The 15,448-nt window shown below is 69.3% G+C and carries 14 protein-coding genes and 1 tRNA gene; 9 read left to right on the top strand and 6 right to left on the bottom strand.

What is annotated here, in order from left to right:
- Window positions 1-51 precede the first annotated feature (51 nt).
- On the bottom strand, window positions 52-468 hold the full coding sequence (locus tag BA895_RS08190; protein WP_070191416.1) for a hypothetical protein: 417 nt from the start codon (window positions 466-468) through the stop codon (window positions 52-54).
- A 61-nt stretch (window positions 469-529) separates the two neighbouring features.
- Between BA895_RS08190 and BA895_RS08185 the strand changes: the two genes are divergently transcribed.
- The 5 genes from BA895_RS08185 (at window position 530) to BA895_RS08165 (ending at window position 5,871) form a co-directional block, all read left to right on the top strand.
- Window positions 530-1,336, top strand: a complete 807-nt coding sequence (locus tag BA895_RS08185) for a carbon-nitrogen family hydrolase (RefSeq protein ID WP_070191415.1) — start codon at window positions 530-532, stop codon at window positions 1,334-1,336.
- Entirely contained in the window at window positions 1,333-3,258 is a 1,926-nt protein-coding gene (locus tag BA895_RS08180; RefSeq protein ID WP_083283125.1) for an NHL domain-containing thioredoxin family protein, read from the top strand. The genes BA895_RS08185 and BA895_RS08180 overlap by 4 nt, the downstream gene beginning before the upstream one ends.
- A gap of 13 nt (window positions 3,259-3,271) precedes the next feature.
- Window positions 3,272-4,183, top strand: a complete 912-nt coding sequence (locus tag BA895_RS08175) for a hypothetical protein (protein ID WP_070191414.1) — start codon at window positions 3,272-3,274, stop codon at window positions 4,181-4,183.
- A gap of 85 nt (window positions 4,184-4,268) precedes the next feature.
- A complete protein-coding gene (locus BA895_RS08170; RefSeq protein WP_139142567.1) occupies window positions 4,269-4,745 on the top strand; it encodes a hypothetical protein in 477 nt (158 codons plus the stop codon).
- Between the two features lie 79 nt (window positions 4,746-4,824).
- Window positions 4,825-5,871 carry a zinc-dependent alcohol dehydrogenase family protein gene (locus BA895_RS08165; protein ID WP_070191412.1) on the top strand — a complete coding sequence of 349 codons (1,047 nt, stop codon included), beginning with the start codon at window positions 4,825-4,827 and terminating at the stop codon, window positions 5,869-5,871.
- A 635-nt stretch (window positions 5,872-6,506) separates the two neighbouring features.
- On the opposite strand, the gene BA895_RS08155 is transcribed toward BA895_RS08165, so the two are convergent.
- Window positions 6,507-8,369: an acyl-CoA dehydrogenase gene (locus tag BA895_RS08155; protein ID WP_070191410.1), complete on the bottom strand. Its 1,863-nt coding sequence runs from the start codon at window positions 8,367-8,369 to the stop codon at window positions 6,507-6,509.
- A gap of 182 nt (window positions 8,370-8,551) precedes the next feature.
- On the opposite strand from BA895_RS08155, the gene BA895_RS08150 reads away from it, so the two are divergent.
- Entirely contained in the window at window positions 8,552-8,776 is a 225-nt protein-coding gene (locus BA895_RS08150) for a hypothetical protein (RefSeq protein WP_070191409.1), read from the top strand.
- Between the two features lie 46 nt (window positions 8,777-8,822).
- Here the strand turns inward: BA895_RS08150 and BA895_RS08145 are convergent.
- Window positions 8,823-8,896, bottom strand: a tRNA-Gly gene (locus tag BA895_RS08145).
- 135 nt (window positions 8,897-9,031) lie between these two features.
- Complete coding sequence (locus BA895_RS08140) at window positions 9,032-9,583, bottom strand: TetR/AcrR family transcriptional regulator (RefSeq protein ID WP_070191408.1); 552 nt, start codon at window positions 9,581-9,583, stop codon at window positions 9,032-9,034.
- Window positions 9,584-9,670: 87 nt separating this feature from the next.
- Here BA895_RS08140 and BA895_RS08135 point away from each other — a divergent pair, with 87 nt between their 5' ends.
- Both BA895_RS08135 and BA895_RS08130 read left to right on the top strand, forming a co-directional pair.
- Complete coding sequence (locus BA895_RS08135; RefSeq protein ID WP_070191407.1) at window positions 9,671-10,582, top strand: NADP-dependent oxidoreductase; 912 nt, start codon at window positions 9,671-9,673, stop codon at window positions 10,580-10,582.
- A 67-nt stretch (window positions 10,583-10,649) separates the two neighbouring features.
- Entirely contained in the window at window positions 10,650-11,324 is a 675-nt protein-coding gene (locus tag BA895_RS08130) for a TMEM175 family protein (protein ID WP_070191406.1), read from the top strand.
- Window positions 11,325-11,395: 71 nt separating this feature from the next.
- Here the strand turns inward: BA895_RS08130 and BA895_RS08125 are convergent, their stop codons facing one another.
- Window positions 11,396-11,569 (bottom strand): CsbD family protein, encoded by a 174-nt coding sequence (locus BA895_RS08125; protein WP_070191405.1) that lies wholly within the window; start codon window positions 11,567-11,569, stop codon window positions 11,396-11,398.
- A 267-nt stretch (window positions 11,570-11,836) separates the two neighbouring features.
- On the opposite strand from BA895_RS08125, the gene BA895_RS08120 reads away from it, so the two are divergent.
- Window positions 11,837-13,798, top strand: coding sequence for a translation factor GTPase family protein (locus BA895_RS08120; protein ID WP_070191404.1), 1,962 nt, complete (start codon window positions 11,837-11,839; stop codon window positions 13,796-13,798).
- Between the two features lie 39 nt (window positions 13,799-13,837).
- On the opposite strand, the gene BA895_RS08115 is transcribed toward BA895_RS08120, so the two are convergent.
- Window positions 13,838-14,635: a hypothetical protein gene (locus BA895_RS08115; protein WP_217493861.1), complete on the bottom strand. Its 798-nt coding sequence runs from the start codon at window positions 14,633-14,635 to the stop codon at window positions 13,838-13,840.
- Window positions 14,636-15,448 lie beyond the last annotated feature (813 nt).

Below are 15,448 nucleotides of genomic sequence, written 5' to 3'. Positions count from 1 at the left end.
GGCCGCTTAAATCCAGCCGTGGTCCGATTCCGGGGCCGCGAGGTGCGGGGCTCAGGGCTGGCGGCAGTCGACGGCCACGATCGGCTGGATGCCGCTCTGCCCCCGTGTCACCCCGACCGCGACGGGCACGGTCGCGAACCGGACCGTCACCGCAGCCCCCGCCGACGACAGACAGGCAGGCCAGCTCTGGTAGTGCCGGGCACCGATGGCGTCGAACCAGAGCGGCACCTGACCGGTGGCCCCGAGGTCGGTTCCGTCGACCGTCAGCGACACCCCGTCGGCGCCCACGGTGCCCGTGCCGCTCTGCCAGTCGAGAGCCGCGCCGGCCGGGCCACCGAACCGAGCGAGCAGGGTGATCATGACCATCAACACGAAGGTGCTGGTCACGGCCCCAACCCAGAGCGCACCGCCGACACTGAGGTCGTCAACCCGGTGGGCGAGGCCTCGAGAGCGCGATACCGGCTCCATGATCTGACGATAGTCCCGCAGCCGCGTTGGTGTCAGAGGCCGGTCGTGTGAGAGTGGCCTCATGAAGGTCTCCGTGATCCAGCTCGGCTACGACGACCGCGAGACGGTGCAGGAGCGAACCGCCCGGGTGGTCGCCCTCGTCGAGTCGCAGGCCGGGCACGACCTCGTCGTGCTGCCCGAGCTGTGGCCGGCGGGCGGCTTCGACTACCCCCGCTGGAACGAGCGGGCCGAGCCGGTCGACGGTCCGGTCGCCAAGGCACTCTCGGCGGCGGCCGCCAAGGCGCGAGTGACCCTGCACGGCGGGTCGATCGTCGAACGGGCCGAAGCCACCGAGGCGGGCGGGCGGGGCCTCTGGAACACCAGTGTCGTCTTCGGCCCCGACGGTGGGCTGCTCGCCACCTACCGCAAGATCCACCGGTTCGGCTTCGGCGAGGGCGAGCCTGCCCTGCTGGATGCCGGCAACGACGTCGTCGTGGTCGACGTGCCGGTGGCGCGGGGCGAGGCCGTGAAGGTCGGGCTCTCGACCTGTTACGACCTGCGCTTTCCCGAGCTCTACCGGCGGCTGCTCGACGCCGGCGCCGAGGTCTTGGTCGTGCCGGCGGCGTGGCCGATGCGCCGGGTCGCCCACTGGACGCTGCTGGGCCAGGCGCGAGCCATCGAGAACCAGTGCGTCGTGGTGGCCTGCAACACCGCTGGCACGCATGCCGGCCATGAGATGGGCGGTCACTCACAGGTGGTCGACGCCACGGGGAAGGTTCTGGCGTCGGCCGGTGCTGACGAGCAGGTGATCAGTGCCGACCTCGACATCGCTGCGATCGACCACTGGCGCCGCGCCTTTCCGGTGCTGCCCGACCGCCGACTGCGATGACAGCCACCGACCGACGAGCCGACACGGCAGCCCACAGAACGACCGACAACGTGGCCCCGAGCAGCCTGCGGTCACGCGTGCGGGTCCGGGCGCCGGAGCTGGTCGGCCGGGGCTGGCTGGGCACGGGCGGGCAGGCCCTCTCACTCGAAGGGCTGCGCGGGCGGGTCGTCGTGCTCGACTTCTGGACCTTCTGCTGCGTCAACTGCCTGCACGCTCTCGATGAGCTGCGGGCGGTGGAGGCGCTCTTTCCCGACGTCCTGACCATCATCGGGGTGCACTCGCCGAAGTTCGAGCACGAGGCCGACCCCGATGCCGTCGTGGCCGCCGTCGAGCGCTACGGCGTGACCCACCCGGTGCTCGACGACCCCGAGCTGGTCACGTGGCGGGCCTACACCGCGCGGGCCTGGCCGACGCTCGTCGTGGTCGACCCCGAGGGCTACATCGTCGCCTCGATGTCGGGCGAGGGGCACGGCCCCGGCTTGGCTGCCCTCGTTGACGAGCTCGTGCGTGAACACCGCGAGAAGGGCACGCTGCAGCCGGGTGACGGCCCCTACGTTCCGCCACCGGCAGCCGAGACCGCCCTCAGGTTCCCGGGGAAGGTCGTGGCGCTCGGTGACGGAACCTTCGTCGTGTCTGACACCGCGAACCACCAGGTGGTGCACCTCGGCGCCGATCTTGAGACCGAGCTGGATCGGTGGGGCGGGAACGGGCAGCTGAACGAGCCCCAAGGGGTGCTGCTGGCGCCGCCACCGGTGGTCGAGGCCCTGGGTGTCGATCTGCTCGTCGCCGACTCGGTCAACCATCAGCTCAAGGGAATCCGCTTCGGCGAAGGCTCTATCCACGTACTGGCCGGAACCGGTGAGCAGCTGCGGCAGCGCGGCGGCAGTGGGCCGGCGCTCGGCCAGCCGCTGTCGACCCCGTGGGACCTGGCCTGGTTCGACGACCGGGTCGTCATCGCGATGGCGGGCACGCACCAGCTGTGGCAGTGGGTGCCGGGCGACTCCGTCGACACCGGCACGGTCGGCGTGCTGGCCGGCACGACGAACGAGGGTCTGCGTGACGGCCCGGCGGAGGCCGCCTGGTTCGCGCAGCCGTCGGGGCTTGCCGTCTCGGGCGACGGGCTGCGCCTGTGGGTGGCCGACTCGGAGACGTCAGCCCTTCGCTCCGTCAAGCGTGTCGGTGACGACCTACTGGTCGAGACCCATGTCGGCACAGGCCTGTTCGACTTCGGGCACCGCGACGGCCCTGCCGCCGAGGCCCTGCTCCAGCATCCGCTCGGAGTGACCGCGCTGCCCGACGGGTCGGTCGCGGTCAGCGACACCTACAACGGTGCGATCCGCCGCTACGACCCGACGACCGGGGTGGTTGCGACGATCGCCCAAGGCCTGGCCGAGCCGAGCGACGCCGTCGTCGAGGTCGACGACGAGACCGGCGGGACCCGTCTCGTGGTGGTCGAGTCCGCCGCCCACCGACTCACGCGGGTCGCACTACCCCGTGAGGCCCAGCACGTCGACGGTCTGGCGCAACGCACCCAACGCCCGCCCACGCGCCTGCCCTCGGGCCTGATCGAGCTCGAGGTCGCCTTCACGCCACCCCCGGGGCAGAAGCTCGACGACCGCTGGGGTGACCCGACCATGCTCCAGGTCTCGGCCACCCCCGAACACCTGGTGAGTGACGGTGACGGGCGGGCGAGAGGGCTCCGGCGCACCATCACGCTGGCGAGCGGCATCCCGACAGAAGGGGCGGGGCCCACCGGAACGTTGCACGTGTCGGTTCAGGCCGCGGCGTGTGACGGCGACCCGGTCACCGGCGAGGTGCCGGAGCACGCCGCCTGCCACCTGTTCCAGCAGGACTGGGGCATCCCCGTCGTCATCGACGAGGCGGCCGAGCCCCGGCTCGTACTAGACCTGCGCGGAACCTGACGAGAGGCGCACCATGAACGAACGCCCGCACGACGCCGGCTTCTCTGCGCGCACGCCGTTCAGCCTGCTGCTCGGCCTGCTCTCCGCGGTGCTGCTACCCCTCGCCCTGGTGCTCGCCTGGGTGTCGGCGGTGGGCACCCGAACCGACACGTTCGTCGACACGGTCAGCCCGGTGGTCAAGACGGCCAGTGTGCAGCAGGCTCTGAGCGCCACGGTCACGAACGCGGCGCTGGGCCGGCTGGCGCTACCCGAGCGGCTGCGGGCAGTGGCGGCCGTCCCGGTTCGCGAGGGCGTCACCACCGTGCTCGCGAGTGACCAGTTCGCTCGGGTCTGGTCGGCTGCCGTCACCACCGCGCACGACCAGTTCGCGTCGACGATGGCGCAGCCGGCCGGCTCGACCCCGGAGGGGCTCGTTCTTCGCGTGGCGGTGCCCCTCGACCGCCTGAAGGCCCGACTGGCCGGCCTGGGCATCACTGTGCCGCAGAACTTCGCGCCGACCGTGGGCGTACCCGTGCTGTCGAGCGCCCAGCTCGAACGCCTCCGGCCCGCCTACAGCTTCGCTGACCGGTTCGGCGTCTGGGCGCCGTTCGTGGCCGTCGGGCTCGGCGTGCTCGCGGTCGCGGTGGCCTTGCTGCGGCTTCGCGCGACGGCCTGGCTGCTCGTCGGCTGGGGCATAGGGCTGGCGCTGCTCGCGGCCGCGCTGTCGCTGGCCCGGCCGCTGGCCGTCGATGCCGTCGTGAAGGCCGTCGACAGCTCGTCGGCTCCGACGGAGTCAGTGCGAGCCGTCGCGGATGCCGCCTACGACGCCGTCGCGACGGGGATCGGTCAGTGGGTGTTGGTTGCGGGAATCGGCGTCGCGGTGGCGCTGGTCGCAGTGCTGGTGACGCGAGGCGTGTCACGCCGGGGTCAGCAGTCGACGTACTGACCGTCGCCAGAAACGCGACCAAAGTCGCACGGTGTCATCCTTTCGGCCGATGACCGTAGAGCCGGGTGTGACCAGACTCGAGGCCATGGAGACTTCTCGCCGACTCGAGCACTCGGGCGCCGACCGGATCTTCGTCGTCCTCGTGGCCGCGGTGGTCGGCGCCCTGCTCGCCGTCGGGTTGCCCTTGGTCACTGCCTTCGCCGGCGACCACGACCTTCCCTTCCCGGCCTGGCTGCAGTCGGTGGCCCGGCTCGACGCCACCTGGCTCACCTGGGGCCGCCCGGTGATCGGGCTGGCTGTCGGGGCGCTCGCCGGTCTCTTGGTCATCGACCAGTCGTGGCGCCTCGACGTCACGCGGGAGCGCATCGTCGCGAGGCAGGGCAACGACGTGAGACGCATCCCTCGTGAGCGCGTCGCAGCGGTGTACCGCACCGGTCGTCGAACCGTGGTCATCGAGGCCGGCGATGGCGCCGCCTTGTTCAAGGGGACTGTCGAGGGCGAGCGCACGGCTGTTCCCCACGTGTTCCTGGCCTTGGGCTACCCCTGGGAGGGCGAGGTCTGAACGCAGGCGGATGCTGCTTCGTGAACATTTCCGGCGCGTGACAGTCTGAGCCGCAGAGTGGTCGAGAGGGAGGAACGCCGTGCGAGCCGTTGTCTACGACGAATACGGGCAGCTACCCACGGTGCGTTCCGTGGCCGAACCCCCGTGCCCGGCCGGCAGCGTGATCGTGCGAGTGCGGGCCACCGGGGTCTGTCGCTCCGACTGGCACGCCTGGAGCGGGCACGACCCGGTGAGGTTGCCGCACGTGCCGGGTCACGAGTTCGCCGGCGTGGTCGACCAGGTGGGCGCCGGGGTCACCCGTGCCGCAGTTGGTGACCGGGTGACGGCACCGTTCGCCTGTGGCTGCGGCGTCTGCGAGTGGTGCCGCTCCGGCGACGCCCAGGTCTGCCCCGACGGCTACCAGCCCGGCTTCAGCGGGCCCGGTTCGTTCGCCGAGCTCGTCATGGTGCCAGCCGCCAACACCAACCTGGTGCACTTGCCCGACTCGCTCACGTTCACCGCCGCGGCCGCCCTCGGCTGCCGGTTCGCCACCGCCTTCCGCGCCCTGCACACGCACGGTAACCTGGCGGCCGGCCAGTGGCTGGTGGTCTTCGGCTCCGGCGGTGTGGGGCTCTCGGTGGTGATGATCGGCCGTGCCATCGGTGCACGGGTCATCGCGGTCGACGTCTCGTCGAGCGCTCTCGACCGCGCCAGAGAGCTCGGCGCCGAGCACGCCTTCGACGCCGGCGACCTGGCCGGCGCAGTGGCCGGCATCCGGGAGGTGACCGGCGGCGGAGCGCACGTCGGCATCGACGCGATCGGCTCGCCAAGCGTCGCCTCGGCCTCGATCGAAAGCCTGCGGCCACGGGGCCGTCACGTGCAGGTCGGTCTGCTGCTGGGCGCGGATTCGTCGGCGGCGCTGCCGATGGGTCTCGTCATCGCCCGAGAGCTGGCGGTGTTCGGCTCTCACGGGATGCCGGCCGTCGACTACCCGGCCATGCTCGAGCTGGTGGCGAACGGCCGGCTCGACCCGGCCGCGCTCGTGAATCGGGTAGTGGGCCTGGAACAGGCAGGGGAGGCCCTGGTCGCCATGGGCCGCCCCGGGCCGCCGGGACTCACCGTGGTCGTGCTCGACCCGGCCGGCTGACGACTGAGCTCCGGCGCCGTCACCTGATCACAGGGCGGCCCCGGTCGTCGTCGTAGCAGCTCGTTGCCGGTCGGGGGTGAGGCCGGCGATTCGTGATGATGTGGGGGAAGTGAGCACACCTACTCAGGCGGAGGTCGGTGCAACGCTGCTTGCATGGTGCCGTGACCGAGAACAGCGCCGCCTGCAGCCGCACACCGCCGGGGAGCTCGACGCTGCCACCCCGACCGACCGCGACCGCTGGGCCGCCGCCCTCCGCATGGGTTCGCCGCTCGTGGTCGTGCTCGGCCTGGGTGTCAGCCTGCTGGCCGTGACCGGTCGAGTCGATCAAGCGGCGGATCGGTCAGCACCAGCTGCAGTCAGGACAGCAGCAATCGCAGACTGATTCGCAGACTGATGCCGTGGCCGGGGGGCTGCGGCGTGAGGATCGCGAGACCGCAGGCCGGGGGGTCGGCGGTCGTGGGTGGGGGCCGTTCATCAGGGGGTGAACGGCAGGGGCTGGTGGCGGGGGCCGCCAGTGGGGCTGGGGGTGGGGGAAGTCGAGTGGTCACGGGCTGGGGGGTCCGTGACCACTCGTTGCCTTGAGAGACAGGCCGGCATCCGGGGGGATGCCGGCCTGTGGCGCGCTGGACGCCGCGTCAGAAGGCCGACTCGGGCACGTCCATCAGCGCGTTGTCGACGGCCTCGGCCATGACCCGCTCCGCAGTCAGCTTCGGCAGTACGTTCCGGGCGTAGAACGACGCGGCTGCCACCTTGCCGATGTAGAAGTCGCGATCCTTACCGACCGCGCCACCGTCGAGGGCCCGCTGGGCCACCTCAGCCTGGCGCAGCAGCAGCCAGCCGACTACGAGGTCACCGGCCGCGAGCAGCAGCCGGGTGGTGTTCTGACCGACGCGGTAGACGTTGGAGACGTCGCCGCCGAAGCGCGGGTCGCTCTTCATGGCGTCGTCGACCATGTGACCGACGATGCCCTGCACGTCTTCGAGTGCCCGGCCGAGCAGCTCGCGCTCGGTGTCGAGGGAGCCCCCGAGGTTCTTGGCGAACTCCTGCATCTGCGACGCCACGTACTGCAGGGCCTGGCCCTTGTCGCGCACGATCTTGCGGAAGAAGAAGTCGAGGCCCTGGATCGCCGTGGTGCCCTCGTAGAGGGTGTCGATCTTCGCGTCGCGCACGTACTGCTCGACCGGGTAGTCGGCCAGGAAGCCCGACCCGCCGAAGGTCTGCAGCGACTCGGTGCCGAGCAGCGTCCACGCTCGCTCGCTGCCGAGGCCCTTGACGAGTGGCAGCATCAGGTCGCTGACCCGGTGCGCCATCTCAGCGTCCGAGCCGGGCACGAGCGCTGCGGCCGGGTTGCCACCCTGCGCCTGGTTCACGGTGTCCTGCTGGGATGCCGTGTAGAGCACGAGGGCGCGCAGCCCCTCGGCGTAGGCCTTCTGGAGCATGAGGGAGCGGCGCACGTCGGGGTGGTGGGTGATCGTCACCCGCGGCGCTGCCTTGTCGGCCATCTGCGTCAGGTCGGCGCCCTGCACTCGCTCCTTGGCGTAGGCAAGGGCGTTGAGGTAGCCGGTCGAGAGGGTGGCGATCGCCTTGGTACCGACGAACATCCGCGCGTTCTCGATGACCTTGAACATCTGGGCGATGCCGTCGTGGACGTCACCGAGCAGGGTGCCGACCGCCGGCTCGTGCTCGCCGAAGGTGAGCTCGCAGGTGGTGGAGGCCTTGAGGCCCATCTTGTGCTCGAGGTTCGTGACGTAGACGCCGTTGCGCTCGCCGACGTCGCCGGTCTCGAGGTCGACGTGGAACTTCGGCACGACGAAGAGGCTCAGGCCCTTGGTGCCGGGGCCGGCCCCCTCGGGGCGGGCGAGCACGAAGTGCACGACGTTGTCGACCATGTCGCTCTCGGCGGAGGAGATGAACCGCTTGACGCCGCTGATGTGCCAGCTGCCGTCGGCCTGCTGCACCGCCTTGGTTCGCCCGGCGCCCACGTCGCTGCCGGCATCCGGCTCGGTGAGCACCATGGTGGCGTGCCAGGCGTGGTCGACGATGTGCTGAGCGAGCTTCTTCTGGTCGTCGGTGCCCAGGTAGTAGAGCAGGCTGGCGAACGAGTAGCTGGCCGCGAACATGTGTACGGCCGGGTTGGCGCCGCACACCATCTCGGCGACCGACCAGCGCAGGGAGGCCGGCACGACCATGCCGCCCAGCTCGGCGGGGACGTCGAGGTTGCCCCACTCTCCGTCGACGTAGGCCCGGAACGACCTTTTGAACGCCTCGGGCATCGTCACCGAGTGGGTGGCCGGGTCGAACACGGGCGGATGCCGGTCGCTGTCGAGCAGGCTCTCGGCCAGCTCGTGCTCGGCCAGGCGTGAGACCTCGCGCAGGATGTCCTTCGCGGCGTCGACGTCGACCTCGGCGTAGATGCCCGTGCCGAGGACGTCTTGGCGCCCGAACACCTCGAAGAGGTTGAACTCGAGGTCTCGAACGTTGCTCCGGTAGTGGCCCATGGGGTCCTCCACTCACTTCTGCGCCACTCGACGGGCGGTCGGGGCGTGCTTGCTGCCAAAGTTACTGGCCGGTTACTCCATCATGCTACCGGTCAGTAATGAGGGCAAGGGCCGAAGGTCACAATTGACCGTGACGGAGATCTCGGACGCGCCGCACGGTGGTGATGCGGTGGAATGACCGCATGGAGACCCCCCAAGGCCTGGCCGACGACCCCTACGACTGGAGCGAGACCAAGTCGGGCGGCATCCGCATCCTGCGCGGTGGCCGGGTCGTCTGCGTCATCGGTGGCACGGCAGCCGGGAGGCTGGCGGCGCGTCTGGCCGCTGCCGACGGCGCCGATGACCCGAGAGCCCAGCTCGCCCTGGCGAAGGCCTCAGGCCACTACAAGCACGGCACCGAACGCTGAGCGGAAAGACGAAGGACCCGGTCGAGGTGACCGGGCCCTTCGCAACTGGAGCAGGTGGCACGAATCGCACGTACGTCTTCCTCCTGGAGGGAGGCTGTTCTGCTACTGAACTACACCCGCATTGCACTCATAGGTTAACGGGTCGGACTGCGCTGGTGAAATCGAACCTGCCGCCTTCGAGCACTCGGCGCCGTACACCGGCAGTGCTGCGGCCCGGTGGTGCGGTGGACCAGGACGTCTACCGAGGGCCCAGCATCAGTCTGGTCGGGACGCCCTGCCGGCCAGCCACCTGTCGACCGTAGTGACGATGAACCGGTCGTCCACGGGTGTTCGGGCGATGAATCGCCGGTAGAGGATGGGGCCGCACAGCAGCGCGAAGTCGTCCTCATCCACCGCCCGTCCGGTGGGTCGCAGAAGGACATTGAGCGCTTGGTGCCGGTCTGTGGCGACCGCGGCGAGGGCCTGTTCGCTGACCATGTCACGATCAGCTTGGGCGGACAGGGTGGTGAGCGCGGCCGCCGTGGCGGGTACGGCCATTCCTGCTCGCAAGCTGGTAAGGAAGTCGATCACCGTCGTGCGTAGATTCCCGCTCTCAGTGGGGTACCCGACCTCGGGCCCGGTCAGGACGAGCTCGGCCAAGAGCTGCTCACGAGTAGGCCAGTGACGGTACAGGGTCTGACGGGTGACTCCGGCCTTCTCGGCGAGAAGGGTGTAGGTCAGCCCGACCGCCCCGGTGGTGGGCAGAAGCTCGCGCGCCACCGCGAGCACCCGCGTCTTGGTGCTGCGTACTCCAGCGTGTTCGACCATCGACTGATTCTCTTTCCCTCGCTCGTTCGATCATACGTTGTGTATGATCGCGGCACCGACTGGCCGTCACGACCCCCTGGAGTGCAGATGTCTGCTGCTGTCATCTATAGCCACTACGGCTCGCCGGAGGTGCTAGTTCTCTCTGAGGTCGTCCCGCCAGAACCTGGCCCGGGCCAGGTCTTGGTTCGCGTGCGGGCGGCCACCGTGAACCCGCTGGACATCAAGCTTCGCCGAGGCGACATGTCGTTGGTGCGACCCCAGCGCTTCCCGGTGACTCCCGGCTTGGACGCCGCGGGAATCGTCGCCGCCGTGGGCGCCGACGTTCAGGGTCTCGAGGTCGGAGACGAGGTGTTCGGGGCCACTATTACCGGCAGCTATGCCGACTTCGCGCTGATGGAGGCGCCGACCCCCAAACCGGCTGGGCTGGAGTGGGGCCTGGCCGCCTCCCTGGCCACGGTCGGAGAGGCGGCCTACCGGGCGCTGGCACACCTGGGTCTCGAAGCCGGTCAGACCCTGCTGGTGCACGGCGCCGCCGGCAGTGTCGGCGCCATTGCCACCCAGCTCGCCGTCGCCCGCGACATCATCGTCATCGGGTCGGTCGGCCCTGACGACCTGAAGGAGGTCGAGAGCTTCGGTGCGACCGCGGTCGAATACGGCCCAGGCCTCGTCAACCGGGTCCGTTTCGCAGCGCCCCAGGGCGTTGATGCGGCGCTCGATACCGCCGGCCACGGAGTGCTGCCCGACTCGATCGAGCTCACCGGGAGCGCGGACACGGTGATCACGATCGCCGACCCGGCCGCCGGACAGTTCGGTGTGCGTTTCACCGGCGACGATCACAGCGACCGGGCCTTCGCGGCTCTGCCCGAGCTGGCCGAGCTGGCCGTAGAGGGAAAGCTGACCGTGCGCGTCTGGGGACGCTACCCCCTGACTGACGCCGCGCGGGCCCACGCCGAGATCGAAGCGGGAACGGCCCACGGAAAGATCATATTGCTCCCCTGACGTCGAACCACCGTCTGGTATCCACCGCCTAGCCTGTGCCGCCCCCCAACGAGCCAAAGGAACAACCGTGATCGAAGCGGATGCCGCTCTGCCGCGAACCGCTGGACCGTCCACCAGCCGCGTCGAAGCCTTCAGCGACGGCGTCTTCGCCATCGCCATCACGTTGCTCGTTCTCGACGTCCGGGTACCAGAGGGTCACGAGGGTCACCTGGGGCTCGAGCTGCTGGCCATCTGGCCCTCCTACGTGGCCTACGCCATCAGCTTCCTGACCATCGGCGTCATGTGGCTGCACCACCATCACCTGATGATGTTCGTGGCCACGGTCGACCGGGGCCTGCTCTACCGCAACCTGGGGCTGCTGGCCGTGGTCGGCTTTCTGCCGTTCCCCACCGAACTGCTGGCCCGTTTCGCCACCGGTGCTGACAGCGACGACCGCCGCGCCGCGGTCGCCGCCTACGGCGTCACGATGATCATGCTGAGCCTGACCTTCGCCCTGCTGTGGGCTGGGGTTGCGAGACACGGCGAGCTGCGGACCGCAGACGCCGACATCGCCGCCATCCGGTCATCGCGCAACGCGGCGATCGCGGCCATCTTCTGGTATCTCGCGGCCACCGGGCTGGCGGTGCTCGCGCCGGTCGTCTCGTTGGCCATCTTCGCCCTGCTGGCCGTAGTCTTCGCCGCGGTGCGACCCGGGTCTCGACCGGCTCGGATGCGACGCGGAACGCCGATCAAGGGGGAGTGACACACCGCACGAACGCCCCGAACCATGAGGGTTCGGGGCGTTCGGGTGCGGGGTCAGCCGCTACGACACACTCAGTTGTCGAAAGCGTCCTTGACCTTCTCGCCGGCGTTCTTGAGGTCGGCCTTGCCCTGGTCGGTCTTGCCCTCGGCTTCGAGGCTCTGGTCGTCGGTGGCCTTGCCAGCGGCTTCCTTGCCCTTGCCGGTCATGTCCTCCATGGCGTTCTTGGCCTTGTCCATGAGTCCCATATGCGTTCCCTTCTTCGTGTCCGATGACTGCGAACGTCATGCGACCGAGACGGTCACTGCAGTCTGCTTCATCCTCTCAGTACCCGTTGTGGCGCTTCTCCTCACGGTCGACGCGCGGGCGACCGAAAAGGGTTGGCGGCCGGCCCGAACGCGGGCGTACGGTCAGCGCGTTCGCAAGACCGCACGACACATCCCGGAAGGAGGCAGGCAGATGCGAGGTTCGCGCTTGCTCCCCGCCCTGCTTCCACTTCTGACAAGGGATTCTGCGTGCCTTCACAATCGCTCAACCTGGGCATCCTCGCCCACGTCGATGCCGGTAAGACCACTCTGACCGAGCGGCTCCTGCACCTTGCCGGAGTCATCGACGAACCGGGGTCGGTCGACTCCGGAACCACCTCGACCGACACCCTGGCCCTCGAGCGGCGTCGCGGCATCACGATCAAGGCTGCGGTCGTGTCGTTCCCGCTCGGTGACCTCACGGTCAACGTCGTCGACACCCCCGGTCACCCCGACTTCATCGCCGAGGTCGAGCGGGTTCTCTCGGTGCTCGACGGTGCCGTGCTCGTGCTCTCGGCGGTCGAAGGCGTGCAGCCTCAGACGCGAATCCTGATGCGGGCCCTGCAGCGGTTGCGCGTGCCGACGTTGATGTTCGTCAACAAGGTCGACCGCGTCGGTGCGAACCTCGACCTGGTGCTCACCGCGATCAGGGCCCGCCTGACGCCGGATGTGGTGATGATGGGCAGCGTGTCTGCTCTCGGCACCCGCCGGGCCCAGTTCTGCCCGCACGACCGTCTAGACGCTGCCTTCCGTGACCGAGAGACCGCCGCGCTCGCCGAGCATGACGACACCTGGTTGGCGGCGTACGTCGAGGGTCGCACCCCCTCGGGGCGTGAGCTGGCAGCGGCGATGGCGGGCCAGACCCGCACCACCTCGCTGCATCCGGTGTATGCCGGCTCGGCTTCGACCGGAACCGGCGTTCCCGAGCTCATGACGGGAATCGCGGCCCTGCTGCCGGCATCCCGGGCCGATGCGGACGCTCCCCCCTCGGGGCGGGTGTTCAAGATCGAACGCAGCCTGGCGGGCGAGAAGGTCGCTTACGTGCGGATGTTCAACGGGTCAGCGCGGCCCCGGCAGCGACTGGCCCTGTCCGGTGGCCGGATGGGCAAGGTGTCGGCGGTGGAGGTCTTCGGAACCGGCCGCTGGCGACGAACCGATATCGCCGCGGCGGGGCAGATCGCGCGACTGCACGGCCTCAGGGCGGTGCGGGTGGGCGACGCGTTCGGTGAGCCGGGCGGCCTCCAGGATCATCATTTCGCCCCGCCGACTCTCGAGGCTTCGGTCACCGTGGTGCGCCCCGAGCAGGGCCCGGCCTTGCGCACGGCACTTGACGAGCTGGCCGACCAGGACCCGCTCATCGACGTGCGCACCGGTGACGACGGCCTCCCCACGGTGTCGCTGTACGGGCAGGTTCAGCAGGAGGTGCTCGGCTCCACGCTCGCGGAGGAGTACGGCATCGAGGTCGAGTTCGCCGACGCCGGGGTGCTGCACGTCGAACGCGCTCGCCAGACAGGTGAGGCGGTCGAACGGCTCAACACCGACTCGAACCCCTACCACGCCAGCATTGGGCTGCGGCTCACCCCGGGTGCGGCGGGCTCGGGCCTGCGGTTCGCGAACGAGACCCCCGCGCGCGACATGCCCCTCTACCTGTTCAAAAGCTCGACCGCGTTCACAGCCTCGATCGAGAAGCACGTTCGTCGAACCCTCGAACACGGTTGCTACGGCTGGCGGGTGACCGATGCCCTGGTGACCCTCACGGAGTGCGCCTACAGCGTCGCCGACGGTCCACCGTCACGGCGCGGCCCGACCAGCACGTCCTACGACTACCGCCAGCTCACCCCGATCGTGATGCGTCAGGCGCTGCAACAGGCGGGCACGCGGGTCTGCGAACCGGTGCTGCGGGTGCTGGTCGAGGTGCCGGCCCCCGATGCGGTCGCCGTGGTGCGACTGGTCACTCGCTGGGGCGCCGAGCTCTTGGCGCAGACGGCCACGGGCGACCTGGCCCTGCTCGAGGTGCGCTTGGTGGCGAGCCGGCTGCACGACCTGCAACGGCAGCTGCCCGACCTCACCGGCGGGGAGGGAACCCTCGAGCCGCGCTTCGAGGGCTACCAGCCCGTTCACGGTGAGCCGCCGCTCCGAGCAGGTTGGGTGGCCGCGAGCCGATCCGGCTGATGCTGCCGGCATTGATCGCGGTCGGCGCCGGGTTGAGTGCTACGGAGTGGCCGCCGTACCGTCGGGTTCGGCCATGCCGTCGCGTCGCGCCATCGCGATCACCACGCCGATGAACACGGCTGCCAGCACGGCGGTGATGGTGCCGTCGCCGAGTCCTAGACCAGTGCGACTGACGGGCTTGCCGACCCAGTCGGCGACCGAGGCACCGAGCGGCCGGGTCACGATGTAGGCCATCCAAAAGGCGACGACGGGGTTCAGCCCGAGCCGCCAGCCCACCAGGGGCACGGCCATCACGGCCAGGAACAACCACACCGAGCCGAGGTAGCCGAGGTTCAACGTGATGGCGGTGAGGTCGCCGGCCGCGGTTCCGAAGGCGAAGGTGGTCATGACCGCTACCCAGTAGAACCACTCGCGGCGCCGGGTGCTGATGCTGTGGATCGACAGGGTGCCCTCGGCCCGCTTCCAGCACGAGAACACCACCAGCAGCGCGAGCGCGAAGAACGGCGTCGTGACGGCATACGGGATGCCTGCTCCGACGTGGATCACGTCGGCGGCCATCGTGCCGACCACGGCGACCATGGCCACTGCCGACCAGTACAGCCACACGACGTAGCGCGCGGACCGAAGCTGGGCCGCCATCGCCACGACGAACACGACACTGCCACCGAGCAGCCCGACGGCACCGAAGCGTGCGAACAGGAAGTCGGAGCACGCTTCGCCCATGCCGGTCGACAACAGCTTGGCGACCCAGAACAGCACCGTCACCTGGGCGACCTTGACGGTCAGGGGCCGACGAAAGATCGCGAGGCGAACTGGCAGCGAGATGGGCGTGGTCACGCGACCGAAAAGTACTGGCGCATTCTGAACGCACCCTGACCAGCGGTGCTGGTTGTCGGAGCGAGCGACGGGAATCGAACCCGCGTATCCAGCTTGGGAAGCCTGCCCAGCGGTCCAACTGTGGCCAGCGTGTGCTTGGGTGGTGCACCGCCAGTCTCCGGGGCGACCCGAAATTGCCTCGGCGTTGTTGCACGTGGAGTGCACGCTTCAGTCGAGGAACCTCTAATCCGTAGAACCGTGCCAAGGGTTCAAGCGGTTCTCATTCCGTTGCAAGCGAGCACGCATTGCAGAGCCGGGCCGCACCGCGTCGTCCCATGCTGGCGACGTTGAACAGTGCCCGTGTGAGCACGATCATCAGCAAAGCTCAGAGCCATGCCAGCGGTTCGTCCCGAACTCCATGCATCACCGATGTGCGGTCTCCCTGTCCAGTGCCGAAGGCCGCCCGGCCATGCCAACTGGCGTCTAGCGCCGGGTGCCTTGATCTACTCCGCTGTTTGCGCTTCCTCCTGGTCGACGGTCCTTGGGCCTGGAAGATCCGAGCACTCGGCGTGGGTTGATCGGTTGGGCGCGGCGTAGGGAACTGTGCACATGGGATGGTCCGCTGGCCTGGGCGGTTGCCAGTGTCCGCCGCAGTTGTGCGCTCACTGGTCTGTCACATCTATTCCACGTGGACTGGGTCCTCGTGACATCTTGCTCTTCTAGCTGGGTCAAGTCCTGATCGGTGGTGTACGGCGGGTAATCCTTTGAGGTTGTTCGGTTAGCCCGGAGATTTCATCGACGGGTGCTGCGGGGGGCTGTCGCGTGGGCTGAAAA

It is taken from the genome of Humibacillus sp. DSM 29435 (assembly GCF_001758225.1).
GTDB lineage: Bacteria > Actinomycetota > Actinomycetes > Actinomycetales > Dermatophilaceae > DSM-29435.
Note: the sequence above shows the minus strand (reverse complement) of the source record. Positions and strands in the feature narration are given on the sequence as shown.